General features: G+C 34.5%; 25 protein-coding genes. 23 read left to right on the top strand and 2 right to left on the bottom strand.

Annotation, left to right across the window (positions count from 1 at the left end):
• The coding region (locus FD26_RS07870; RefSeq protein ID WP_057867884.1) for a Panacea domain-containing protein at positions 1-324 on the top strand (324 nt) is incomplete at its 5' end.
• Between the two features lie 5 nt (positions 325-329).
• Entirely contained in the window at positions 330-1,265 is a 936-nt protein-coding gene (locus FD26_RS07875; protein WP_147000167.1) for a hypothetical protein, read from the top strand.
• A gap of 66 nt (positions 1,266-1,331) precedes the next feature.
• Here the strand turns inward: FD26_RS07875 and FD26_RS07880 are convergent, their stop codons facing one another.
• The gene (locus tag FD26_RS07880; protein WP_057867886.1) at positions 1,332-2,225 is read right to left on the bottom strand and encodes a hypothetical protein; all 894 of its coding nucleotides are present in this window, start codon (positions 2,223-2,225) and stop codon (positions 1,332-1,334) included.
• Positions 2,226-2,383: 158 nt separating this feature from the next.
• Between FD26_RS07880 and FD26_RS07885 the strand changes: the two genes are divergently transcribed.
• The 5 genes from FD26_RS07885 (at position 2,384) to FD26_RS07905 (ending at position 6,295) form a co-directional block, all read left to right on the top strand.
• Positions 2,384-2,587 (top strand): hypothetical protein, encoded by a 204-nt coding sequence (locus FD26_RS07885; protein ID WP_025085391.1) that lies wholly within the window; start codon positions 2,384-2,386, stop codon positions 2,585-2,587.
• 11 nt (positions 2,588-2,598) lie between these two features.
• On the top strand, positions 2,599-2,811 hold the full coding sequence (locus FD26_RS07890; protein WP_057867887.1) for a DUF2922 domain-containing protein: 213 nt from the start codon (positions 2,599-2,601) through the stop codon (positions 2,809-2,811).
• 342 nt (positions 2,812-3,153) lie between these two features.
• Positions 3,154-4,656, top strand: a complete 1,503-nt coding sequence (locus FD26_RS07895) for a hypothetical protein (protein WP_057867888.1) — start codon at positions 3,154-3,156, stop codon at positions 4,654-4,656.
• A gap of 159 nt (positions 4,657-4,815) precedes the next feature.
• Positions 4,816-5,787 carry an ABC transporter substrate-binding protein gene (locus FD26_RS07900; protein ID WP_057867889.1) on the top strand — a complete coding sequence of 324 codons (972 nt, stop codon included), beginning with the start codon at positions 4,816-4,818 and terminating at the stop codon, positions 5,785-5,787.
• Positions 5,788-5,887: 100 nt separating this feature from the next.
• Positions 5,888-6,295 (top strand): hypothetical protein, encoded by a 408-nt coding sequence (locus tag FD26_RS07905; RefSeq protein ID WP_057867890.1) that lies wholly within the window; start codon positions 5,888-5,890, stop codon positions 6,293-6,295.
• Between the two features lie 192 nt (positions 6,296-6,487).
• Here the strand turns inward: FD26_RS07905 and FD26_RS07910 are convergent, their stop codons facing one another.
• Complete coding sequence (locus FD26_RS07910) at positions 6,488-8,200, bottom strand: glycosyltransferase family protein (protein WP_057867891.1); 1,713 nt, start codon at positions 8,198-8,200, stop codon at positions 6,488-6,490.
• 203 nt (positions 8,201-8,403) lie between these two features.
• On the opposite strand from FD26_RS07910, the gene FD26_RS07915 reads away from it, so the two are divergent.
• The 16 genes from FD26_RS07915 (at position 8,404) to FD26_RS07990 (ending at position 25,036) form a co-directional block, all read left to right on the top strand.
• Positions 8,404-9,726, top strand: coding sequence for a DUF3329 domain-containing protein (locus FD26_RS07915; protein WP_057867892.1), 1,323 nt, complete (start codon positions 8,404-8,406; stop codon positions 9,724-9,726).
• Between the two features lie 146 nt (positions 9,727-9,872).
• Positions 9,873-10,892 (top strand): acyltransferase, encoded by a 1,020-nt coding sequence (locus FD26_RS07920; RefSeq protein ID WP_057867893.1) that lies wholly within the window; start codon positions 9,873-9,875, stop codon positions 10,890-10,892.
• Positions 10,893-11,393: 501 nt separating this feature from the next.
• Positions 11,394-11,696 (top strand): hypothetical protein, encoded by a 303-nt coding sequence (locus FD26_RS07925; protein WP_057867894.1) that lies wholly within the window; start codon positions 11,394-11,396, stop codon positions 11,694-11,696.
• A gap of 3 nt (positions 11,697-11,699) precedes the next feature.
• A complete protein-coding gene (locus tag FD26_RS07930; RefSeq protein WP_057867895.1) occupies positions 11,700-12,836 on the top strand; it encodes a DUF6056 family protein in 1,137 nt (378 codons plus the stop codon).
• A 94-nt stretch (positions 12,837-12,930) separates the two neighbouring features.
• Positions 12,931-13,170: a hypothetical protein gene (locus FD26_RS07935; protein ID WP_057867896.1), complete on the top strand. Its 240-nt coding sequence runs from the start codon at positions 12,931-12,933 to the stop codon at positions 13,168-13,170.
• Between the two features lie 128 nt (positions 13,171-13,298).
• The gene (locus tag FD26_RS07940; RefSeq protein ID WP_057867897.1) at positions 13,299-15,020 is read left to right on the top strand and encodes a glucosaminidase domain-containing protein; all 1,722 of its coding nucleotides are present in this window, start codon (positions 13,299-13,301) and stop codon (positions 15,018-15,020) included.
• Between the two features lie 67 nt (positions 15,021-15,087).
• A complete protein-coding gene (locus tag FD26_RS07945) occupies positions 15,088-16,644 on the top strand; it encodes a hypothetical protein (protein WP_057867898.1) in 1,557 nt (518 codons plus the stop codon).
• 178 nt (positions 16,645-16,822) lie between these two features.
• Positions 16,823-17,542 (top strand): hypothetical protein, encoded by a 720-nt coding sequence (locus FD26_RS07950; RefSeq protein WP_057867899.1) that lies wholly within the window; start codon positions 16,823-16,825, stop codon positions 17,540-17,542.
• Between the two features lie 165 nt (positions 17,543-17,707).
• Entirely contained in the window at positions 17,708-18,202 is a 495-nt protein-coding gene (locus FD26_RS07955) for a sigma-70 family RNA polymerase sigma factor (RefSeq protein WP_057867900.1), read from the top strand.
• A 105-nt stretch (positions 18,203-18,307) separates the two neighbouring features.
• Entirely contained in the window at positions 18,308-19,261 is a 954-nt protein-coding gene (locus FD26_RS07960) for a peptidoglycan recognition protein family protein (RefSeq protein WP_057867901.1), read from the top strand.
• A gap of 157 nt (positions 19,262-19,418) precedes the next feature.
• A complete protein-coding gene (locus FD26_RS07965; RefSeq protein WP_057897052.1) occupies positions 19,419-20,561 on the top strand; it encodes a hypothetical protein in 1,143 nt (380 codons plus the stop codon).
• A gap of 55 nt (positions 20,562-20,616) precedes the next feature.
• Complete coding sequence (locus FD26_RS07970; RefSeq protein ID WP_057867903.1) at positions 20,617-20,826, top strand: hypothetical protein; 210 nt, start codon at positions 20,617-20,619, stop codon at positions 20,824-20,826.
• A 15-nt stretch (positions 20,827-20,841) separates the two neighbouring features.
• On the top strand, positions 20,842-21,639 hold the full coding sequence (locus FD26_RS07975; RefSeq protein ID WP_057867904.1) for a YdcF family protein: 798 nt from the start codon (positions 20,842-20,844) through the stop codon (positions 21,637-21,639).
• A gap of 10 nt (positions 21,640-21,649) precedes the next feature.
• Complete coding sequence (locus tag FD26_RS07980; RefSeq protein ID WP_057867905.1) at positions 21,650-22,702, top strand: AI-2E family transporter; 1,053 nt, start codon at positions 21,650-21,652, stop codon at positions 22,700-22,702.
• Between the two features lie 74 nt (positions 22,703-22,776).
• Positions 22,777-24,216, top strand: coding sequence for a hypothetical protein (locus FD26_RS07985; RefSeq protein ID WP_057867906.1), 1,440 nt, complete (start codon positions 22,777-22,779; stop codon positions 24,214-24,216).
• A 130-nt stretch (positions 24,217-24,346) separates the two neighbouring features.
• On the top strand, positions 24,347-25,036 hold the full coding sequence (locus FD26_RS07990; RefSeq protein WP_057867907.1) for a 2,3-diphosphoglycerate-dependent phosphoglycerate mutase: 690 nt from the start codon (positions 24,347-24,349) through the stop codon (positions 25,034-25,036).
• The last annotated feature ends 199 nt before the right edge of the window (positions 25,037-25,235 follow it).

Consider the following 25,235-nt stretch of genomic DNA (forward strand, 5'->3'; position numbering starts at 1 on the left):
GTTCGGATTAATTTTACAATCTACCATAACCAAGCAGATAGTTTGTATGACCGTCCTTTTTTAGTCTGGAGATATGGACCAGTTGAAAAAGATATTTATGAAACGTATAGAGTATATGGATCTGATCCGATTGTTGAAAAACATAGTCAAAATCCAGAACTCAAAGCCCTTAATCCATTTATTGAAAATGAATTGAAAAAAGATCCCTTTACTCTGGTTAATGAATCACATCAAGAGAAATACTGGCAAGACAATATGAAAAAGATTGTTGGTTGGAGAAGTGACGTTCCATATTCCTTAGAAAATATTGAACGTGGGAAATGACCAGCGTGAGAATTAAAGAAATTCATCAATCTTTAAATAAGGAAAATAACACTACCGAATTTATTAAAAATTTAGGAGAACTTATTAAAGACTGGTCTCGTGGAGAAATGTCCACGGCTGCTGATGACGAGGAGTTTAATTCAAGAGTTAAAGGGCTTTTGAAATCTGCTGAAAAAATGAGTTCAAGCTTTATCCCATACTCGGAAATAACAAGAATGGTATTCGACGTAAATCCACAGGATGGATTAGATATGCTTACCGGGAAATTAAGAAAAAAGATCAACGATGATTTAAGTTCTTGTAACGAAGATGATAATGTTCCAGAAAAGTATATGGTGCTTCTTAAATGTACTGAACATATAAATTTGGCTGATAAACAGTTTAATTCTCTGTACAATAAGCAGAATAATAAACTGAATGATTTAAATACAAGCTTGAAAAAAACTTCCTCTGATCTTAATGATATTAGCGAAATGTCTAGCGGTTTGAAGTCAAAAATGGACAAACTAACAGTAGATTTTGTAACTATCTTGGGAATTTTTACTTCTATAACTTTCGCAACTTTTGGTGGATTACAATTATTGGGAAATGTTTTTGGTAAGGCTAGCGATTTATCTAGTGAAAGTGTTATTGGAAGCGAGATAATGCTTGGCTCAATTTTTCTTTTTGGTACTTATCTTATTCTTATTGCATTATTGACGGGTTTATCTAAATTAACTGGGAAAAGTTATGAAACGACTTTTCCAACACGGTATTTGTTGGTTTTAAGTTTTGCCATAATTTTTTTCGTAGGAACAATATATGAGAATAAGTATTGGTTTAGGTATTTACAAACCCATTGGCTTGTAACATTGTTTGGAATAGTTATAGTTATAGGAGTTCCACTTATATTAGATTACCTTTATCAAAAGTTTGTTAAAAAGAGCTTTAAAAATAATTAGTACTAAAAAACAGTGCAGCAACTATCATTGAAGATAGTTATTGCACTGTTTTTTGTATTGATATTATTAGTTTCTAACTTTAGCGTCAGAAGGTTTGATAGTTGTACGACCATCGGCGTGAGCATTCTTGATAGCACGAATGATATCATTATCGCTCCAAGCACCAACAGTTTTGACACCTTGGTCAGTTAATTGTTGTCTAGCATTGGCAATATCTTGATCAGTGATAGCCTTGCCGCCAACTTCTTTCTTTTCAACATCGAAATCACCTTTAGCAGCGGGATTGTCGCTTTGGTCATCGGATGATGAAGTAGAACTGTTAGTATCAGTTGACGAGTTACTACTATTATTATTAGTGTCAGTATTGCTATTTGTGTCAGTTGACGAATTAGCAGATGTTTCTGGTAATGATTGAAGCAAAGTATTAGCTTGCGTATAAAGATCTGAGTAATACTTGCCCTTAACACCCTTGAACTTAGTTACTTGTTCTAGTAATGATCTAGCTTGATCATTATTGCCAGACTTGATCAAAGACTTAGCATTTTTGATATCCATCTTAAAATTGTTACGGTTCAATTGAATTTTCTTTACTTGTGACAAAAGCGTCTTAGCACGTTTAGTCATCTTGCTATTGCCATTTTCTTGATTCTTGGCAGCGTTCAAAGCTGATTTAGCATCAGAGAATTGACGTTGATTCATCAATTTTTTACCCTTTACTAAATTATTAGCTTGTTTTTCTGAAGCCGAAGCCTTACTTGTCTTTTTAGCTTTGACAGCTGATTCAAAGTGATCGGCAGCTTTAGAATAATTCTTGTCGTCAACCGCATTGTTCCCCTTAGTCATTTCTGAATTGTAAGTATTATTGTCATTGCTGCTACTCTTGGCTGATGATGAAGAATTACTGCAGCCTGCTAAAACTAGTGCTAGACCGGTTGTTACCAGTAATAATGCCTTTTTCATTTCATATTCCTCCATATAAGTGCTGGTTGAATTATAACATGTTGAGAAAAATTTCAAAAAAGATTTCCGCTTTGGATACTTTCAAATGTTACTATCTGTGTAAGTTACTTAAACCGGCCGTTTAGTTCTTACAAAATATAAAAAAGAGGTAATTAACAATGTGGAAGAAAACAGCAATCGTCGTAACTATGGCAAACGAAAAGTATCCAAAAGGTAAGAGAGCAATTAATTTCAATAATATAGTAGAAAACCCAACTCAAGAACAGATTGATCTCTTCACGCAAGGATTAGTTCTACTATCAGATGGCGATGAACTTTATGGGACAGAAGTTATCAAACACAATACAATGGATGCAGAATAGGGGCGTAAATTATGAAAAGATTACAATTGAAATTTAAGACAGCAGATGGTCACAGTAAGAACTTAGTTTTGAGTTATATTAAAACCGACTTAGATCCGGAAACAGTAAAAAAAGCAATGAACAAAATCAGTGCCAGTAAACTATTTAAAAAGGGTGCTATTCAACTTTATCAAGAAAGCACTGGTGCCAAGTATATTGAACGTGTTGAAAACAAAGTATTCTAAGCCTTTTCAGATTTTAGTAAAAATTATTAAAACATTTAAGGTATAAACCTTGAGCCTACGTCTTATTTAGAATAGAATAAGAGTAGGTTCTTTTGAGTTAACGAAAATAAAGGTCATTTTTTAACTACAGAATATATTAATTATGGTTCTAACAAGTTGTTGTTAATATACTTTGGTATTAAATATTACAAAGCTGTGATATTTAATACAGAAATGTTACAAAAACACTGACTTTTCAAATTTAAGTTGATTCACAAGCCGGAGTTTCATATAATGGTTGTCAGTGGGATAGCCCACTGACAATTAAAATAATAATTCTTGTAGTCCAGGGGAGGATTAACATTGAAAAAATCTATTAAATACGCAGGAATCGCTGCTGCTACACTTCTAGCTGTTGCTCCAGTTGCTGCTCCTGTTGTTTCAACTGTTTCAGAAACTACTGTTAAAGCTGCTGCAGACGCAACTTATACAAATAACACAGATGCTAACGCTTGGTTAAACCAATTTGCTGATAAGACATTTGCTGCAGGTGCAGGTAAGGAAACACCAGCATTTAATTTATCTGTTGGTAATAATCAATCACTTTCAGCTAATAAGGTTGCTACTGATCCATTGATTGCTAGTTCAAAAGTAAGCAACCCAATTAATGGCAGTGCTTTTGAAAGTGCAACTGATACAAAGATTACTTCTGTTCAAGCATATGCTATCGATGCAAACGGTAATGTTGATAGTAGTGCAATGTCAAAAGATGATGTTAACACAAGATTGCAAAATCAATTAGGTGGCGGTGTTCAAATTCAATTTGGATACTCATACAAGACTTCAGCTGATGCAGCTCCTGTTACTGGTACAAAGACAATTAACTTCAAGTATGCTAAGACTGCTGCTACAGCAACTGTTACAAAGGCTACTGCTACATACACAACACCAATCAATGTTGCAGCTGGCTCAAAAGCAGCTAACACACAACTACAAAGTTCACTTAACGTTTCATTGAAAGATCAAAACGGTAAGGAATTAGTTGGTAACACTGACGAAGTTGCTTCTGTAACACCTGCTACATCATACTTCACAACACTTAAAGGTGCTGAAGGTTCAGCTAAGACTGCTGATGCTACACTAGAAGCAGGCGATACTTTCAAAGCTAACACTACATATTACCAACGTGTTACTGTTGCTTCAACAAAGGGTAGCGCATTAGACACATATCTAACAGCCCAATCAAAGAGTGCTGATGGTTCATATACTATTAATGGTGTTTCATACGCAAACACAAACAATGGTTACATCACACCTGGTGACACAAACAATGGTGCTACAGTAACATTTGTTCGTGCAATCAATGCTGGTTCACCAGAAGCTGCTAGTTGGACAACAACTGATACAACAGGTGTTGTTACTACAAAATCTGCAAGCAAGTATTACACACTAAAGAACGATGACAACGTTACAATTGCTAACCGTGCTTTAGGTGCAAACACACCTTGGAGAACTGACAAAGTTCGTACAAACCAAGACGGTGTAAAACAATACCGTGTTGCTACTGGCGAATGGATCGATGCTGACGATGTTACATTTGCTAAGGCTGGTTCCGACAATGGTTCTTCAACTGGTGCTTACACAGACGTTAAAGCTTTGAATGGTTCAGTTACAACTAAAGGTCCTGCTGGCTACTACTACCCATTGTATACCGACAACGGCGAACAAATCTCAAACCGTGGTGTTTCTGGTTTAACTTCATGGTACACAGACAAGTCAGCTAAAAATGCTGATGGCGTAACTGTATATCACGTTGCTACTGGTGAATGGTTACAAGGTACAAACGTTACTTACACTGCATACTAAGATTTAGTTGCTTAAAAGTTTCGTTTAATAAAAAAGACTCGTCTATGACGAGCCTTTTTTTTTATGCAAAAATAATTAAAATTTGGTTAGTATCTGGCATAAAAATTCTCATTACGTTATGATAATTAATAGTAATCAATAAAACAAGGGAGCTTTTTTATGTCACGTAATTTAAAGAAGATTGGTATCTTAATTGCTACCGTTCTTTTAATATTAGGTTCATTACCATTGATTGGTCTTAATACTGCTAAGGCTGCTAGTACTGCAGGAACCGACAAGGTTGCTATCGGCACTTTAAAGAATACTGCTGGTTTACCAACTTTGATGGCTGATGCTAATGGTGCATTTTCACAGAACAATGTTTCAGCCACTGTAACTAGTTATGATTCAAATACGGAATTGAATAATGCTATTAAAGATGGAACGATCAATGTTGCCGTAACTGATTTGGTTAGCTATGCTTCATTAGTAAAATCAAAAGCTAATGCAAATTGGAAGATTGTTGGTACTTTACCGGGTTACTATGGTTTAGTTGCTAATAAGAAGTACAAGAGTATTAAGAGTCTCAAGGGTAAGACTATCGCTATTGATAAGAATGATGGTTCTAAGCAATATCTTTTAAGTGTTTTGAAGAAAAACAAGATGAAATACTCAAGTATCAATGTTAAACAAGTTGATAATGAGGCCGATCGTATTAGTGGTTTAAAAGATGGCAGTATTGATGCCGCTATCTTGGATGATCCATCAATTAGTAGTGCTAAGGCTAATGGCGGTAAGATTCTTAACCGTCAAAAGATGAGTGCCGATAATGGCAATATCTTAATCATTAATAAGAAATTTGCTAAGAAGAATGGCTCGTCAACTAAGATTTTAGTCAGTGTTATCAATAAGGAAATTGGTTCACTTAATAAAGCTGGTAGCTATGGTATGGCTGGTAGCGCACTTAATAAGATGGGTTATGATCAAAAAGGTGCTGAAGAATTAACTAAGTTGGATATCAGTTTCAAGAAGATTCACAAGGTTAAGAAAGCAGACTTCAACAAAGCCTTCAAGTATGCAAAAGCACACAAACTTTATAAAGGTAAGATCAATTACAAATCTCACGTTTTAAAAGTTAAGGGTGTTAAATAGATTATTAGGAAAAGAATATCGAAAAAATTCGGTATTCTTTTTTATTTCCCAATTTTTTTTGCGTAATTTATTTTATAACAGAAAAAGAGGAGAGATAATTATGGAAAATGCTTCAAATAAATTGGATTTTCGCCCTTTAGATAAAGTGGATATGGCGTATATGGATGCGGCTATGACATTTTTAGAGGAGTATGAATTGATAGAATATCTTAACGATACTTTACGATGCGAGATTAATTTGGATAAGTTAGAATTTAATCATTTTAAAGAATGGCTAGTATTGGTCGGGAATCCGGCCAGAAAGTTATCGTTCAATCCTAAAAAAATGGTTTCGTTCTCATTAGGATTAACTCATTTTCGGACACACGGTAATGATGAGCCAATATTGATTGCCGATTTGATCGATAGATTGGAAGGCTTTGGTGAAGAGGGTATGGTCGAAAAGTTGGCTATTGGAATGTATATAAGACCATCGTTGTTATTGTTGAATCAAATTGTTAATCGTTAATTTTAAGAAAAAGAATGCAACAGAACTCGGGTAGTTTCCGAGTATTAACATAAAAAAGCACAATATTCGCATTATGAATATTGTGCTTTTTTGCCGTTAAACAGAAAAAATTTAGTTCTGTTACACATTTATACTGCAAATTTCTATTAATAAAAAGTTATGTCGCAGCTATTTTTACTATTCCTATTTTTACTATTCTTTTATAGCGATTTTCTTTAATTTACTCCAATCGATCTTCTTGAAGTCGTATTGATTAGAGATCATTGCTAGGAAGATAACGATTAAAGCAATAAATGAGAAGCGTCGGGAAACTTTTTGAATGGTAGTTTCGTAATAATTAACTACTACTTTACCGGAGCCATTGACGGTTACTTGTCCTAGGTTGTTATTTTGATGATTCATTTTAAGTTTAGAAACATTGCCGGTCGATTGCTTAGATTCAAAACCATAATAAGCAATTACTGGAACTGTGACTTTAGCATTCTTGGCTTTTTTGAAATCAAAGCTTAAACGTGTTCCATCTTGTTTGAAATGACTGATTTTTGCTTTACCAGTAGTGACCTTGGGTTTGTGAGAGGCGGTTTGTAATTGATCCAAGTTGGTGCCGACGGGAAGGTATTCTTGGCCACCACCGATACTAAATGGTGTCAGTTTATTGTATTCGGAGTACGGTACTAGAGAGCCGGGAAAGGCTTTGATTAAACGATAGCTGCCTGAGACGGCTAGAAGTAATGTTGCTAAAATTAGCCCGATTTTGGCAGTACGTGAGGTCATTAATTTTAAGGGATCGCTGGCAATGAAAATGGCTAAGAGAATAGTTACTAGCATATCTAAACGCCAAGGATATTGCAGCATCTTAAATGGAGTTTTATTTAAAATAATCCATGGGAAGACCTTGCTGCTGACGATAAATAAAACAACTCCGATAATAGCAAAATGTTTAACAGCTTTATTTTCAATCTTATTGGCAAAGAATAAGACTAAGATTGCGGCCAACAATAAGATTAAACCAATATTAGGGCTCTCAATAACGTTATTGAGACTCCAAGTGAAATAGTCGCTGAGATTTTCAGCACCGTTGGGTAAGATGCCTTTGGTTTCAGTTAGTAAGAAAGTTGTGTGCTTTAACTGTTCCAGCATTGGCAAGAAGTAACCGATGCTCAAGAGACCTGAACAGATTGCGGCCCACATTAATGACAACAGTCGTTTAGGATGAACTTTCAATTCAGGTATCTGGCAACAGGCCACGGTTACAATTAAAATAGCAACAAGGACTGGTGAAATGGCATGTGAATAAATAATTCCGGTCATACCAAAGGTAAGATAGAGCCAATTTTTCTTGCGTTCTCCATAAAAGATTTCATAAATACCTAATACAGCAATTGGCAAAAATAGAAAAGCTCCTAATTCACCGATATCATGACGGAATAACATATCATGTAAACGATAGCTGCCTAATGTGTAAACAAAACTGAAGACTAAACTGTTCCAATACTTTTTTTGAACCTTGTAGAAACAGAGAAATGAAACTGCGAAGGTCAAAAAGTTTAACATTAAGTAGTATCGAATAAGACTTTGGGCGGTTGAATAGCCCATCAAGCGTAGAATTGCCGCCGGATAGATTAAGAAGTCCGAATAAAAGATATTAGAGACATATCCAAAGCCCTTCATAAACGACATATTAATAACCGGGAAAAAATCGTGATGCAGCATCGACTGATATAAACCATCAATTCGCATCATATGGAATCGATTATCGCTTGGTCCCAAAAAGCTCCAGATTGCGTGATGCGAAAATTCAGTTTGATATAATGCTAAAAAACTTACAGTAGCGAAAAGAATTGCGGTAAGAATTGTTATGATAGTTATTTTTAAATATTTATTCTTTAAAATAAATGATTTCATGTAGTTAACACCCTTTACCTAGAAAATATATATCACAGCTATTATACTAAGCTTCTGTGAATAATAGCGCTAAATATGCAAAAAAAAGTAAAAACATAGAAAATAAAAGTGATATAAGAAAAAACTGCGTTTAATGTAGGAATGAATTATAATTTAATAATAAGAGTTTTGGGTTCTTAATAGGAGGGATTATCATCAGGGACTTGTATTTAAAAATAAAAAAGCATTCTTGGTCTTTGGGTATTTTAACAGTGATTTTTTTGATTATGTTGCTGCTTAATCTCAAAACTTTATATGTTGCCGATGATTATGTCTATCGCTTTGTTTACCAGTCACCATCGCCAACGGCTATTGCCCATCCAGAACGGATTAAAACTTGGCTAATTCCTTATTCAATGTGGAATCATTATATGGTTTGGAATGGTCGATTTGTGGCACATTCTATTGTGCAATATTTTATGCAATTTAATTCTAAAGTTCCCTTTGATATTTGTAGCAGCTTGATTTATCTAGCAATGATTCTTTTAATTGATAAATTCGGAAGACATTTTTCAGGCAAGAGTCATAATCCGTTTATTTTGCCACTGATATTTGTCTTCACGTGGTTCTATTTGCCATATTTTGGACAGTCTGTATTGTGGTTATCGGGGTCTGGCAATTATCTGTGGATGAGTATTATTTATTTAGGCTTTATTTTTTTCAATTTCAAAAATCGTTCAACTGATTTAACTAATATTATTAGTGCTGTGGTACTAGGCTTTTTGGCTGGGGCAACCAATGAGAATTCTGGACCTGCAGCTGTTTTGATTGTTCTGTTATTTATGATTAAGCGATTTATTCAAGAACAGAAGATTAACGTAATTTCTATTATCAGTGTAGTAGCCAGTGGTTTTGGTTTTATGACAATGATGTTATCGCCAGGTTCGCAGGCTCGAGGGAATATTCATCGAACTTGGGGTTTGGTTCAAACTAATATAGCCGGTATCTTTAAGATGACGATAGACCAGTGGATCTGGTTATATTTGCTACTGCTGATTTTGTTAGGAACAGCCATATTTTTCCGCAAATTAAGTATGAATGGTGTTTGGGCAGTGATTTTCTTTGTAATCGGTCATTTGGCCGCGGTTTATTCGATGGCCTTCTCTCCAGAATATCCAGCCAGGACTTTCTTTGGCGGTGTAATATTTTTAGGAATTGCCTTATTCATTGTTATTTATGCATTATTTAGTGAGCAAAGACAACCGATGATACTAGTTTCAATTGTAGCTTCAATTTGTTTCTTAATAAGTTTTATTCCCGCTTATCAGGATATCAATTTGACATATCATCAGATGCAAACGGAATATCAGATTATTGAGAAATCAAAGTCCAAGAAAGTAACAATTCCTTTGATAACAATGCCCAAGAGCAAATATAATGCCAATTATGGTGTGATAGCACTAGATACGCCACCAACAGCTTTAATGAATCAATGGGAAGCCAAGTTCTTCCGGGTTGATCAAATTAGTGGTTATCGAACTAAATAAATAGTAATAAATTAACTATAAAAAGTGAACTTATTTAACTATACATACCGGATAGCTAAGTATTTAGTCAGTCATTACTTTGATGATAAGTTCATCAATAACCAATGTGGTAAGATATAAATTATTAGTATTTCTTGGGGGACATTTTGAAAAGAAAAAGAATAATTTATATCGACGTTATTCGAGTAGTAGCTATGATGTTAGTGGTTTTAGCTCACTCGTGTGCCACCAGATTAGGAACTAGAGATGATTCGCTGAACTGGAATATCTCTAATGCCATAGTCGTTATAACGGAAATTGCTGTGCCGTTATTCTTCATGATTAGTGGTGCAACAATTCTTAATAGTCGGAAAACAAAAGATCTATCATATCTATTTAGTCATCGTTTGATCAGAGTGATAGTGCCATTTATTCTCTGGTCGATTATCAGTGCTTATGGCGCCAGAAAAATTGATGGCGTTTTTACATATCATGATTTCTTCCACAGTATTTTATTAATGTATCATCAACCAGTTTTGATAGCTTATTGGTTCATTTATCCGTTAGTTTCCTTGTATCTATTTTCACCATTACTGAAAGCTATGGTGGAAAACATGGATACTAGATTGATGGATTATCTATTAGTTCTGTGGATGATCATCAGCATATTTTTGCCAGCTTTAGTTGCCGGATTGCCTAAGAATTTAAGTATGTATTTTGATGGCTATACAGTTGGTAAAGTGGTCTTTTCTAACAGTTTAGGGTATTTCATTTTAGGATATCGTTTAACCCAGACAAAGCATCAGAAAAGCAATCCTTTGTGGCTGTTGATTATAGCTTTAGTTTTGTTAGAAATTAATGTTTTGATTGGTTTCTTCAGTTTAAAACCAGCTTGGAAACTGCTAAGTGTCATTTCAGTAATTAATGTCCCAGTGATTGCTGCTAGCGTCTTTTTGTTGTTGAAATCATTTGAAGGTCGCTATCATAATTGGTTCATTCGATTAGTTGAAATAATTGCTCCATTAACCTATGGCGTTTATCTAGTGCACGGATTGAGTATTGGCGTAGTTCAAAAGATGGTCGGAGTAAACCATTATTTAGAGACATTTTTCTTTGCCACATTAGCATCCTTAATAATTATTTTTGTTCTAAGCAAGATTCCAGTGGTAAAAAAATTGTTGTTGTAAATCTGCCGCCTTCCACAAAAATTGAAATTTGGCTGGAACGCTGTGGGCACGACTTGAAACTTATGCTTCGCATAATTTCCAAGCTCGGCCTTATTCTAAGCAATAAATTGCTAAGAATAATCTCACAGCTGAGCCAATTTCAATTTTTGCTCCAGGCTAGTGTAACTGTTGTATGATTTTATATTTAAAATGCTAGAAGAACCAATGACTTTTTATATTATGTCATTGGTTCTTTTTTGTAGATTGAAATTTGATTATTGCTACTAAAGATACCAACTAATAAACTAATCTGGAACGGAGCTAGGATGGTCTCAGTAGTGATATTTATCTTAGTGTGGAACACACTTAGATAAAGGTGGAGCTTGAAGACTGTTGGCGTTGCCAAGAGGCTCCAAGTCCGCCCACTACGTTCCAGACCATTCCTAGCGCAGTGGAAGATGGCATCCTTCAAAAACAAAACATCTTGTGATTAAACGAATATTAGTGCAAACTAAAAAGGTTATGATAAATAAATTGAAGATTGACCTCAACCGTTTTAAGAAATTATTTGTACTGTTGATGTTTGTCGTTTCATTTATGTATTTTGGGGTATTTAGATATTTAATCATACCATCGGGGGATGATTATTTTTGGGGCGGAAAACAAGGAAACTATTTAATCCATCATATGTTTTATGGATCACAAACAATTTATGGCGGCAGCAGTAATGGCCGCTATTTGGGAAATACTTTAGAAATTTTAACAATGCATCATTTGTGGTTTGCCATGTTGATGTATGGAATATTTTGGACATTGCTAGTTTGAGTTATGTGGAAACTTATAGGTAAAAGTATTGCTTCATTAATTGTTTCATGCCTGTTTGTCTTTACTTTACAAGATGGATTCATCAATAATATTTTAGCTTGGAATGCGGGTTTTATTAACTATGTACCGTCGATAGCTCTGATTTTGATATACATCTTGATAGTGGATCGTGGACGATATAAAAATTTTAGTCCTTATGTAGCATTGCTGACGTTAGTTTTAGCCTATGCCAGTGGTTTATTCGTCGAGGCTTTAACTATTGCTCAAATTATTTTAGGAATATTTGTGATTCTTTATTTCAGAAAAAAATCCAAATTATATCATTTAACTTATTTAGTTGGGGCAATAGTTTCGGCGATAACGATGTTTTCACACCCGGGTTATCGTGAAACTAGTTCTTATCGGGGAACAACGTTCGATCTTACGAAGATTTGGGATATTTATGCAAAGATTACTCATTTTTGGCTGATAACTTTCAACGTAGCTTTAATAATGGGGATTCTTTTAGCAATTATTATTTTGACAATTAAGAGTGATTTTTCATGGATCAAAAAGACCAGCTTAATCTTTGTATCGGTGCTGTTTATAGCATATTACGCATGGATTAATTATTACTTGCAGCGGATACCTATGAACTATATGTATGGCTATAATGTCATTAACACGCGTCTGGCATATTGGGATGGTGCAATTAGTTTGATCTTTGTAATTTTTATTGGCTATTGTATTTTTCTATTTTTCAAAATGGATGTCAAAATGTGGCTTTATTACATATTAACCGGTGTTTTAATGGGGCAATTGTTATTTGTTTCAGCACCAATAAATTGTCGAGAAAATTTCCTAACCTATGTCTTTATGTATTTAATTGCTATGAAGTTTGTAGTCACGGCGATTTCACAGGTCAGATTAAAGAACTGGCTTACGGGGCTACTTTTCTTGGCGTTGATAGGTATGGGAGCTTGGTATCAATACATGATGTATGCTAATAATCAAGCTAATTTGAAACGTGTAAATAATATAGGCTTTTATACTGGTAAAAAAGAATTAACTAAGCATGTTCCATATCAAAAGTTCGTCTGGTCTAATGATTTGATGAATCAACAGAATCCGACTTATTGGAAAGAATATTTAAAAAAATAAATTTAATAATTAAAGGTGCTTGCGTTGTAGGTGCCTTTTTTTATACCATTTAAGGTATAATAAAAACAGTATTAACTTAAAAGGTGGTATTACAATGCTTGAAAATGTACATGGTATTGTCAAGGTTAACCAAGACGCTCGTTATGTCGTCTTCTTGTTTGATTCTTATGAAGTTAACCGTAAAATGTTGCAAGATAAATATGTCAAAGGCGAATCAGCTTGGTATACAGATGCTAAAGGTACTGGCGACGATGGCAAGGTTTTGTATCGTATTGCTGAAGATGGCGAATGGATCGAAGCTGAGTACGTTACTTACGTTGACATGAATGAATAATATTATAAATAGTTTAAATTTGGCAAAAAATGTTTAAAAATTGTTAGATTTCTTAAGGTTTTATTGATGGAGAGCCATTTACATAGTAGTCTACTCTTAGTTATATTTTTAATTGGAGGGAGACAATTATGAATAAGAAATGGGTTGCCTCTACTGCTTTGGCTAGTTTTCTAGCAGCAGTTGGTGTATCTTCGAATGCTTCTCCAGTGAAAGCTGCAGCTACGACTGATGATGGGAATCACGATAATCAAGATCAACAGTCAACTGATAGTAAGGACCCGAATGTTGCCAGTGTTATGGATCAACAAGGGGCTCCAATCAATGAGGATGCAGCTGACGCCATTGAGGCAAATGAAACTGATTCAGGAACTAATAGTGTTTTGCCTGCCAGTGCTGTGGCTGCTTTAACGCAGTCAGCTAGTTCTGGTGCTAGTCAAACACAGCAACAAGCTTTTATGGCTAAAATAGGACCTACCGCACAACAGGCAGCTGCAAAGTATAATGTCTATGCATCTGTAATGATGGCTCAGGCAATTGTTGAAAGTGCTTGGGGAAGTTCAACTTTATCAACACAAGCTAATAATTATTTTGGTGTTAAAGGCGACTATAATGGATCATACGTTAGTATGCCTACATCTGAATGGAGTGCTGATAAGGGCTACTATACGATTTATGCTAATTTTAGAAAATATCCTAGTCCTTATGAGTCATTTGCTGACAATGGTAATTTATTGAGAAATGGTATCAGCGGAGCTTCTGACTATTACAAGGATACATGGAAGGAAAATGCTTCTTCGTATAAAGATGCTACTGCGTGGTTGCAAGGTCGTTATGCTACAAGTCCTATTTATGCCTCAACATTGAATAATATAATCGAGACTTATAATTTGACACAATATGATAACGAAGCCAATACGAATGGTACTGGCGATAATTCAGTAAATGGAACACAGACAACGATAGAAGATACAGCTACAGTAACTAAAGATACTGCAGCAATTTATATTAATGCTAATCCCAACCAGATTGCGGCAAACCGTGCTTTGGCTAATGGAACTAAATGGCATGTTTCTTCTAAAGTTGTGGCAGCAGATGGCACGGTCTATTATCAAGTTGCTTCGAATGAATATGTTAAAGCAAGCGATGTGCAATTAGATTCTGAAAAATCGAACCCACAAATTAAGATTGCTGATACGGCAATTGTAATTAATAGCGCCGGCTCTAGAGTATATAAGGCTGCCAATACTAAATCAGCAACGGATCGAGTTTTACCATATCAATCCGCATGGATTACTACGGCCTATGTGGTTGATGATGAGGGGAATACTTTCTACTTTGTTGGTAATGACTCTTATATTTTGGCAAACGATGTAACGTTGAAGTCACAAGTAGCTAATGATGAATACAAGAAGGATCAGATTTCATCCTATCCCGATATTGTTCACGTGATAGCTACTCCAAGTGCCAGAGCTTACGATTCTAAACACAATGTCTTAGCTGTCAGTTTGGCAAATGGTACTGATTGGAAGATTGACCAGAAGTCTGTTCATGCTGACGGCTCTGTTTGGTACCGTGTGGCAACTGATCAATGGATCAACGCTAATGATGTTGAAGTAAAGGGTTCTAATTATGTTACTTCTGTTGAAGGAATGGTTAAGATCAATTACATTCCTGGTTATGGAGTAAATGTTTATAACAGTCCAGCTACAAACAATAAGTTTACTGGAACGCGTTTAGCCGATGGAACGACTTGGCGAGTAACGTCTAAACAGATTGTCGATGGTCAAACATGGTATAAAGTTAATGCCGGTTGGGTCAATGGCAAGTATTGCATTTATAATGCTGATTAATCTAATAAAAAAGATGAGGACATCAATTCTAAGGGGATTGGTGTCTTTTGTATATTTAGGTGGATAAATGAAATTAGATAAAACACTTTTAAAAAAATGTGTATTGCCGCTTTTGATTGTTTTCTTAGTGTGTTTTTTTATAATGGGATCTTCAGTTTTGTTCAGAACTAATCCTTGGGTCGACAGCAATGCTATGTTAACGATGGGCAAGTCGGTGCTGCACGGATTGGTACCTTATCGAGATGTGATCGATCAGCGAGGGCCATTTCTATATTTGATATTTGCTATTGGAGCAGCTATTAAACAAACTAGTTTTTTAGGTGTCTTTATAATGCAATTACTTAACGTTAGTATCATTTATTGGCTATCCTTGAAGATTGCTAAGGAATTTAAACTAGCGTCAGTAGAGCCGCAATGGGCCGCTATATTAGGACCGTTAGCTTTGATAGCAACTTCAGCGTTTAGTTTCGGAGGAGCGCCAGAAGAATTTGCCTTTACTTCGGTTTTGTACTTGCTATACATATTGAATCGCTATAAACAGGACGTTACAGACATACCTTTGAAAACTTATTTTTTATTAGGCATTAATTTAAGTTTGATTTTTTGGAATAAGTTTTCAATGGTAGGCTCATATGCAGTCTTTTTCCTCTGGGTAGCAGGAATATTTTTGTATCAGAAACAGTTTAAAAAATTACTAAAAGTTATAGTCGCTGCCGTTTTAGGATTTTTAGTTATTTCTGCAGTCTTTTTGGCATACTATGCGATTCAACACAGTTTGGCTAATCTATTTCAGATCTATTTTGTTCAAAATATTAATTCTTACGGTCAAACTAATCAGTCGACGTTATCCAAAATTTGGAGTTTATTATTCTTAATTGGTAAAGAATTTCGAGTTTTTGCTGTAACAATTTTAATTATTATAGCTGGATGGATTAAGGCAATTCATGATAATAAACCTGTAGCAATAGAAATTTCCATGTTTTTGGGAGCGGTATTATTTGTTGCTTTGCAACATCGGGTTAATTATTATTATGTATTGATCTGGATGCCTTTTTTAACGATAGCGCTATTGCGTTTGCTCCAATTTCAAATCCCTAAAATGAATAGTTTAAATAAAATATCGTTCAACCTTTTGATAGTGACATGTTTGATTGCAATTCCATTTGCTAACAATTTTGATTTGCAGCAATTGATAGTCAAAGGGGACGGCACATCTTACAGCTATGAATCGAATTTGGCTCAAAGAAAATTTGGCAATATTATTAGAGATAAAAAAACAAAAAATCATCAGCCATCACTTTTAATGGTTAATGATTTGGATAAAGGCTTCCTTTTAGCGGCTGATATTTTGCCAAGTACTAGATATTGGCAGAAACTAAACATGAATTATGAAGAATTGCCACAAATGTATCATTCCTTTAATGATTATTTGGTTCATAAAAAAGTCGACTTTGTAATTGTCAGCGTTCCTGGAGTTCAAGCCAATAACATTGGTACAGTCAAACAACAGGTGTCTGCCGTGATCGATCCGCATATACGTAAGTCTTTGTTTGCTAACTATCGAATGGAATCAGTGGCAGCAAATGGTCCAGATGTTTATTATGTTTTGTATTACAGAAAATAACTAGTTAGCAACGTAAATTACGCGCAAAGTTTGTAAATATTTAATTTTTTTGTATCTTAATAATTGAATCGTATGCTATATTTTGAGCAAGTTTTTAGATTTAAAATTCGATTCTTGGAGGTACATCACAATTAAATTTAATCAATACAGAAATTTAGAGATATCTAAAGAGTATTTATTGAACGATGGTTACCATAGTCTTTACCGAAATGAAGATTTTGAAATGGATGATAGTGTTATTGCAATGTTTGATGTATCGAAGTATAGAATCAAGGATGTACAAACGATTATTTTACACGAATTGCATGGTGTCATAATTGAAGCAAGAACGACTAAACAATTGATGAATGAAATATATAGAATTAATGGATTAGGTTTTTTCATGTCCAAGTCATTGGCGAAAATATTTAGAGTTACTCGCTATATTCCCTTTACGCATGCTTACTTGGTTTATATGCCTGTTAATGGAAATAGTAGACAAAATACTGATTGGATAGCTCCACACTTAGTAAAAAGAGCCGAAGTAATTGATAAAATCCTTCATGTAGTAACAGTTGGTGGAGATTATTTTCAAGTTGATTTTACTAAGGGAAATTTTGAGAAGCGGATGCACGACGTGTCTTTATTGAATGAGTCTAGTTTTTTATTGATGGAAGCTCTAATAAAAATTGGCAATTGCAATGTTACTAAACCTCAGGAGTTGGGCCTTTTTAGAACTTATGAAAAATGTGAATGCGATAAACATTTAGAAATGCGCACCAAATCCCAAGATATTAATTTTATGGTGTTAGCTATGACTGAACATTTGCTTTTGAATTTAGGAATTGAAATGATAGAAAAAATAGAATTGGTTAAATATTATAGTCATCATTTAGCTAGACTTAAAAGAATTTACTAAAACAGTTTTGAAAACGTCATTTAAGGGCGTTTTTTATTTGCTCTGAAATCAGAGACTGATAATTGCAATATTTTGAGAGGCTTTTGGCAATTAATATTACAGAACTTAATTAGTTATATTAATAACACCACAAGCGCTTGTGAGTAAAATAAGGGAACTCACAATATGAATAATCTCGAACCTGGCTTTCAAAATGCTCTTAAAAATCAACGTTTGATCCATGGCGTTTTAAAACGAGTTCATATTTATACGACTCGAGTGGATTATGATGATTATTTTCAGGAGGCAATGATTTTGTATGCAGAAACGTATGATAAATATTGCCAAAGCAAAAAGGATCTAACTAAATTTAATAGTTATGTTTATCAAAAACTGACTTGGCGGTTAACAGACATGCTGCGACGTGAAAAAAAGTATTATGACTTTCATAGTTTAGAAGAGTTTGATTTTCAGCGGATTCCGGAAGAGAAATCAATAGTAAATTTGGATTTTTTAAAGTTATCGGAATTGTCCTATTTGGAACGAGCTATATTGCAAGAACATTTCATTGAAGGACAGCCTTTAGTAATATTAGCGCAACGTTATAACCATACGTCTAGAAGTTTAAGATACTGTCGCAGTAAGCTTTTAACTAAAATTAAACATATGAGCACTTGTTAAATTTTACTATCTCGTTACAGGCTTATTACTTTTATCAAATTTGTCAAGAAAGTTGTTATAATTTATAACGTTAAGGAAATTAACAGTGGGAAGGAAATATTTATAATGGTATCTAAGAAGATTATGACTACTATGGCAACTTCTGTTGCTTTAGCTAGTATAGGGTTTACAACTATTGGACAAGTTGCTCCACAATTAGGCGCACACGTTCAAACAGCTCAAGCTGCTACATCAGCAATTAACGATTACATTAATAATAATAATATTCAACCAGTTTCAATTACTAACCAAGAAGGTACATTTAGTTACTGGAACGGTTATGAAAATGGTGTTGGTAAGCCAGAGGGTGTTGTTATTCACGAAACAGCTACTCCTGGTGCTACAGCACAAAACGAGGCTACTTATTTCAACCGTGAGTGGTCAAACATTTATACATATGTTCATGCTTTTGTCGATGACAAAGAAATTTTAAACATTAAGAATACTGACTATACAGTTTGGGGTGCTGGTCCTACAGCTAACGCTAAGTTTATCCAAGTTGAATTGTGTGAAGTAAGTTCAACTGATGCTTTTGCTAGATCAGTTGCTAACCAAGCATATTACACAGCTTCTAAGTTAGTTCAATACAACTTGCCATTTACACCTGGTACAACTGTCTTGTCACATAATGACGTTTCAAAGAAGTGGGGCGAAACAACTCACACTGATCCAGTTGGCTACTTTGCAACATGGGGTTACAGCATGGATCAATTCTATGATCTAGTTGGTAAGTATTACAATCAATTAAAGGGTAATACAAACAGCGGCAACACTAATACTGACAACAACAACAGTGGTGCAGGCGTTAATGATACAAATGTTATCAAAGTTAACAATGCTAACGGAAGTTATGTACCGCTAGTTGCTTTCCAAGATGATGGTAGTGTTAAGAAGATTACTAACCGTGCTTTGGCAAATAATACACCATGGTACACTGATCAAGTTAAATCTTATGACGGCGTTACATATCGTCGAGTTGCTACAAACGAATGGGTTGATTCAAGCTATGTTATTGGCTAATAATAAAGGCTTTTAATTTTTTGCAATAGAATAACCCGGTTTTTATAACAGATTATTACTAAAGACGCGCTGAAAAGCGGGTCTTTTTTTGCTATCATTATTCATTAATGGATATGCTGTAAGTTGTATAATATCGATAAAGAAAGGCCGGATTAATATGGGGGAAAAATTCTATATTGTTCTGAGTATGCTGTTTCTTTTTGCTGTAATGTTAGTTGGATGCAAACCTAAGGATAATGCAAACGTAGTATCGTCTAACAAAACTTGGTTTTTGTATCAAGATCAAGGGGAAAATGATACGGTTTCAATTAAATTTTTAAAGAATCAGCGTGCAGAGGTTAAGGATATCTCGACTATTGATGGCAAAGTGGGAATTAATCGTTTTAACAGTCAGTTCGATAATCCACAATATGTTTTAGGGCGAGATGGAAAGACGATAACCTTTAAAACAGCTAAAAATAACTTAGTTATTAAAATAATTAAGAGTTATCACGAGAATGTTTATGGTAAACATATGAAGGGCTATTATGTTGAATCTGGGGGACAGACCTATAAGTTTGCTTATATAACTAAACGTGATAAACAGTCTAATATTTCTAAATCGCAGAAGCAGAAGTCTCAATCGATTGCTTCAAATCAAATAATGGACCATGTTTTAGATGTTACTGTGGGCAGCAAGAAATTAAATGACAGTACTTTAGCCGGCAATTATGACTTTTCGACTATTATTAATTATCGTCGAACCGATGGAAACTTAACCATCAATGAAGACGGAACTTATCAGATAACTTTGACGGAACATTCGGCCCAGAAACTATCAGATGATACTGATAGTAAAGTTGTAATGATGACTTCAATTGAATCAGGAAACGTTCAGAATTTATATGGCAAAATATATTTAACTCCGAAAAATCTGTTAACTATTAATTATTATTATCATGGTCAAAACCAAGAACGACTTTTGCCTAAGAGTGTCAACCTAAAGGTTAATTCTAAAGCTACTGGCAACCAAATTGATCGGGCAAATATTAGAGTAGAAAAAGATAATGATCAACTATATCTTTATTCTAGCGACTATACTGTGCGAGTAAAAGATGGTCAAAGCAATACTAAAGCTACTTTATTGACCAAATCTGATGTCGCCCAAACAGGCTTAAAAGATGCCATTACTCAAACGAAAGATTATTATAATAAGTATAAGGCTGAACCATTGTCTTCTAATGCTGATCTGATGCAATTAGTGGGGGCTATCTCAGATAATCATAAGAACAAAGTCGGCAATGTAGGCGTTAATTACTAATATTGAACCCAGCGATTATCAAGGAATTAGTGTTAGTGGCGCTAAGCAACCATCGATGCAGTATGTCTTTCTGGTATCGCCTTCAGTTAACTCTGAAAAGGGACCAGCTGTAACCACAACTAAAGGAAAATTATTAATTTATGGTTCTTTAGATAATAAATTGTTCCTATTAAGACAGCCGGATAAGGATTCAACAACTGTAACCTGGACAATGGTTAAAGATTTTCCACTTACTGTACCTAAATTAAAATTCAGTTTGAATTAATTGTTGGAGGGGAATATGAATTTTATATTGATGGTGGTAGTTACAATTATTGAAGCAACAATTATTTACAGAATTAGATTTGTTTATAGTCGTCATCCAATGGGAGCGATTAGTTTATCGCTTTTTACAGTCACCATTTTTTATCTGATTTCTAAATTTACTTTGAATAAATTCGTACGAGCTTATACATTTGGTTTTGCGACAATCAATTTGATTTTCTTGATCGTGATGCTGGCATATATGTGGCAGATGGATCGAGATTTGAAAAATTTGCAATCAATGAAAGGTACCGATTTTTTATTAGTATTGGGAAATAAGTGTATGGGCAATCGAATCCAGCCGATTCTAGCAGGACGCTTAGATAAAGCGATTGAACTATACAGTGATTTTGTAGAAAAACCACAAATTATTGTCAGTGGAGGCAAGAGTCAAAAAAATGCTAAAACTGAATCTGAATTAATGAGAGAGTACCTTTTGGAACGAGGAATTCCTAAAGAAATGATTGTGGTTGAAAATAAGTCAGTGAATACAATTCAAAATTTAGAGTTTTCCGCAATAAAGATTCATAAGATTTGGCAAGAAAAGTTCCGTCCAAGAGTTATCATAGTAACCAGTGACTACCACATTCCACGAACCAAGGTTCAAGCGAAGCGATTAGGCTTAAGAGTTAATTTTGCGGCTGCAAAGACTGTTAAAATGTTAAAGTGGCCAGCAATGTTTCGAGAATTCACAGCAATCATTTGGTATCATCGCTATTCTTTAATAACAATTTTGGGAATGGATATATTGTTTTCACTAAGTATGTATTTGTAAGGAGTTTTATATGAGTTTATACGATAAGTTTGTTGAAAATAAACGTTTGCGAAGATTCATTTTGCTACTGATAGTAATAGCTCTATTTTACTTATTCCGTAGTATGATGAGTCTTTTCTTGTTGACGTTTATTTTTACCTTTTTGTCAGTTCAATTTGTTCGAGCTGTCCAAAAGAAGTTTCCTAAAATAAAGCCGATCTGGATTATAACGCCAATATATTTAATCATTATCGCGTTATTGATTTTTGTGATTACTAATTATGTGCCCCAATTGATCACCCAGACCGTTAAAATGTTCAAGTCATTGCAGAAATTTTATGAGAGCAAAGAAGTTCGCTCTAATCCATATTTGAACGTTGTTTATAATTACTTGCAGCAGATTAACCTTGATAATCAAATCAAAGGTGCTATCACTCAAGTAGTTAACTATATTAGTAGCGTAGGTGCTATTGGCTTTAATATTGTGATCTCGTTTTTATTAAGTTTTTTCTATACGAGTCAGGTCGAACAGATGAATTCCTTTGGTCGTCAATTTTTGAAGAGTAACTACAGTTGGATTTTCTCTGATTTATTCTATTATGGAAAGAAATTTGTAAATACTTTTGGAGTTGTTTTGGAAGCTCAATTGATGATTGCTGTAGTTAATACAGCTTTGACAACTATTACTTTGTTATTTATGAAGATGCCTGGCGTGCTTGCTTTGGCTGTGATGGTCTTCTTACTATCATTAATTCCAGTTGCTGGAGTTATTATATCCTTGATACCATTGAGTTTCGTTGCTTATTCAGTAGGTGGTATTCGCTATGTTATCTACATTGTAATAATGATTGTTGTTATTCACTTGATTGAAACGTATTTCTTGAATCCGCAGTTTATGTCCAGCATGACTCATTTGCCAATCTTCTTTACGTTTGTAGTTTTGATTGTGTCTGAGGAATTGTTAGGGACTTGGGGATTGATCATTGGTATTCCAATTTTCGTTTTCTTCCTTGATATTCTAGGAGTACATTCAATAAAAAAAGGTGACAAAAAACCAAGAATAAATTTAAAGAAATCGTTATAATTGAGATTAAGGTATACTTATTATATATAATGAAGTTAAATGTTAGTCATCTGACGTAGATGGGAGATTAAATTATGTCATTTTTCGATAGAAAAAAGAAAGATAACGATGATAATTATTCTGATCTAAACAATTCTTCTTATCAAAATCCACAACCAGATCAAAATAATTTTGATCAAGCACAGAGCCAATTCAATGATGCTCCAGCGGGGATGGGAACACAGTTTGCACCAAATAACCAAGATTTTAATAATGACAATGGTAATTTTTATTTTGACCAAAATCAAGCACAGCAACCAGTGCAACCACAAGGACCTGCCGCAGCCCCACAGCAACCAATGGATGGCAATGAGGAGTGGCAATATACTGAACAAGATTTGCAAAATACTTTAGATCAAAGTGCTGATTTAAAAGCACAATTGAGAAGTCAATTGTTAGCCGATCGTAGTTATTGCAATCATGTTTTACGTAATGCTGCTAGCGATCAAATTGATGAACGCAAACAAGCTAGTGACCGTATCACTGAAATCAATGCTTCTTTGAAGGAATGGTTCGGTACGGATGAGATGGCTAATGAGATTTACATGGATCAAAATAGCGATTATTATGTTTTTGCAGATGATTTAGCTGTTAATCCTGATGGCGATGTCAGCAAGATGTGGCAACAATTGACAAGAACTTTAGCCGATAAAGGTCTGTTAGCTAATGCAATTACAGTTACTTATAACGATGACGTTGACCAAACTTGGTTGAATTATCAAAATGCTGGTTTTGTCGATGACAATGCCTTTTTAATCAATATGTATAATGAATTGCAAGGACGTAACTTAAATACACCAGTTACGCCAGCCGAGATTCCATTTGATGCAGACTATCGAGTTCAACACGTTAGCGATAAAGTTGATAAGATTTTGGATGCCAACGATAAGCTAGTAATGGAAGTTTCTCGTAATATGAATCATCAATTGCAAATTATTCGTCATTACAAAGATAGTAATTTGTTGAGTCGCGATATCTTCGACGTGAATGGAGTTATCTCAGCTACTCAATTTTACGATCACCGCAATGCTAATAAAGTAGTGCGTGAGAACTTCTATCGTCAAGATGGAACATTAGTCTTGATTAAGAGTTACACCGCTGATGAGCCTTATATTCAGCTCTTTAGTGAAGGCAACGTCTTGATCAGTACCTTTGATAGCGATGAAGATCTTATTATTTGGTGGTTGAAGAACCAAGCATTGAAACAAACTAATGCTACGATTTTTGTTTCAATTAATTCTGAATATTATAAGAAACTATTGAGCCTTAGAGACAATGGTTTTGAAGTCATTCCAATCGTTATGAAGCAGAGTGAAAATGCTGAAGTCGTTTCTGATTTGATCGAAGGCAAAGATAAAGTTAATGCCGTTTTGGCTGGCTCAGATCAAGTTAATACTTATTTGAATAAGAATTCGAAGAATAAACTTGATATCACAACCTTAAAAGATATCGATACACCAATTTATAAAGAATAAAAAATTAAAAGAGAGAAAACGCCATTTTATTTACAGAGATTTAATGTAAATTAAGTGGCACTCTCTTTTTTTTATTGCCAAAATCGTGTAAAATACATATTGTTAAAGAAATGAAAAGAGGATCATATTAATGGCAAAATTAGTTTTCATTCGTCACGGACAAAGTGAATGGAATTTATCAAACCAATTTACTGGTTGGGTTGATGTTGACTTAAGTGAAGAAGGCGTTAAGCAAGCACAAAATGCTGGTAAACTTCTTAAAGAATCTGGTATCCAATTTGATCAAGCTTATACTTCAGTATTGACACGTGCTATCAAGACATTGCACTATGCTCTTGAAGGCTGTGACCAATTGTGGATTCCTGAAACAAAGACATGGAGACTTAACGAACGTCACTACGGTGCACTTCAAGGTCTTAACAAAGCTGAAACAGCTGAAAAATATGGTGATGAACAAGTTCATATCTGGAGACGTTCATACGATACATTACCTCCACTATTGAAAGCTACTGATGAAGGTTCAGCTGCTAACGATCGTCGTTACGCAAACTTGGACCCAAGAATCATTCCTGGTGGCGAAAACCTTAAAGTTACTTTGGAACGTGTAATTCCATTCTGGGAAGATGAAATCGCTCCTAAGCTACTTGATGGCAAGAACGTTATCATCGCTGCTCATGGTAACTCACTACGTGCTTTGACTAAGTATATTGAAAACATCAGTGATGCTGACATCATGGATGTTGAAATGACTACTGGTGAACCAGTTGTTTATGACTTGGACAAAGATCTTAATGTTGTAAGTAAAGAAAAGCTTAACTAATTTTTGATTAGTTGCAAAAATACGACCGCACATTTCTGTGTTGGGTCGTATTTTTTTGTTTCATATAAAATTGTCATTTCATATCTAAAATAATTTTTATTGGTTAATTTACTCCTCTTATAAAGAAATAAGCCTTGATTAATTCAAAATTAAATAAGAAAATATCTATACCCCAGTTTACAATTCAAGTGCAACACCT

The sequence above is a fragment of the Companilactobacillus crustorum JCM 15951 genome (assembly GCF_001434585.1).
GTDB classification, from domain to species: Bacteria; Bacillota; Bacilli; order Lactobacillales; family Lactobacillaceae; genus Companilactobacillus; species Companilactobacillus crustorum.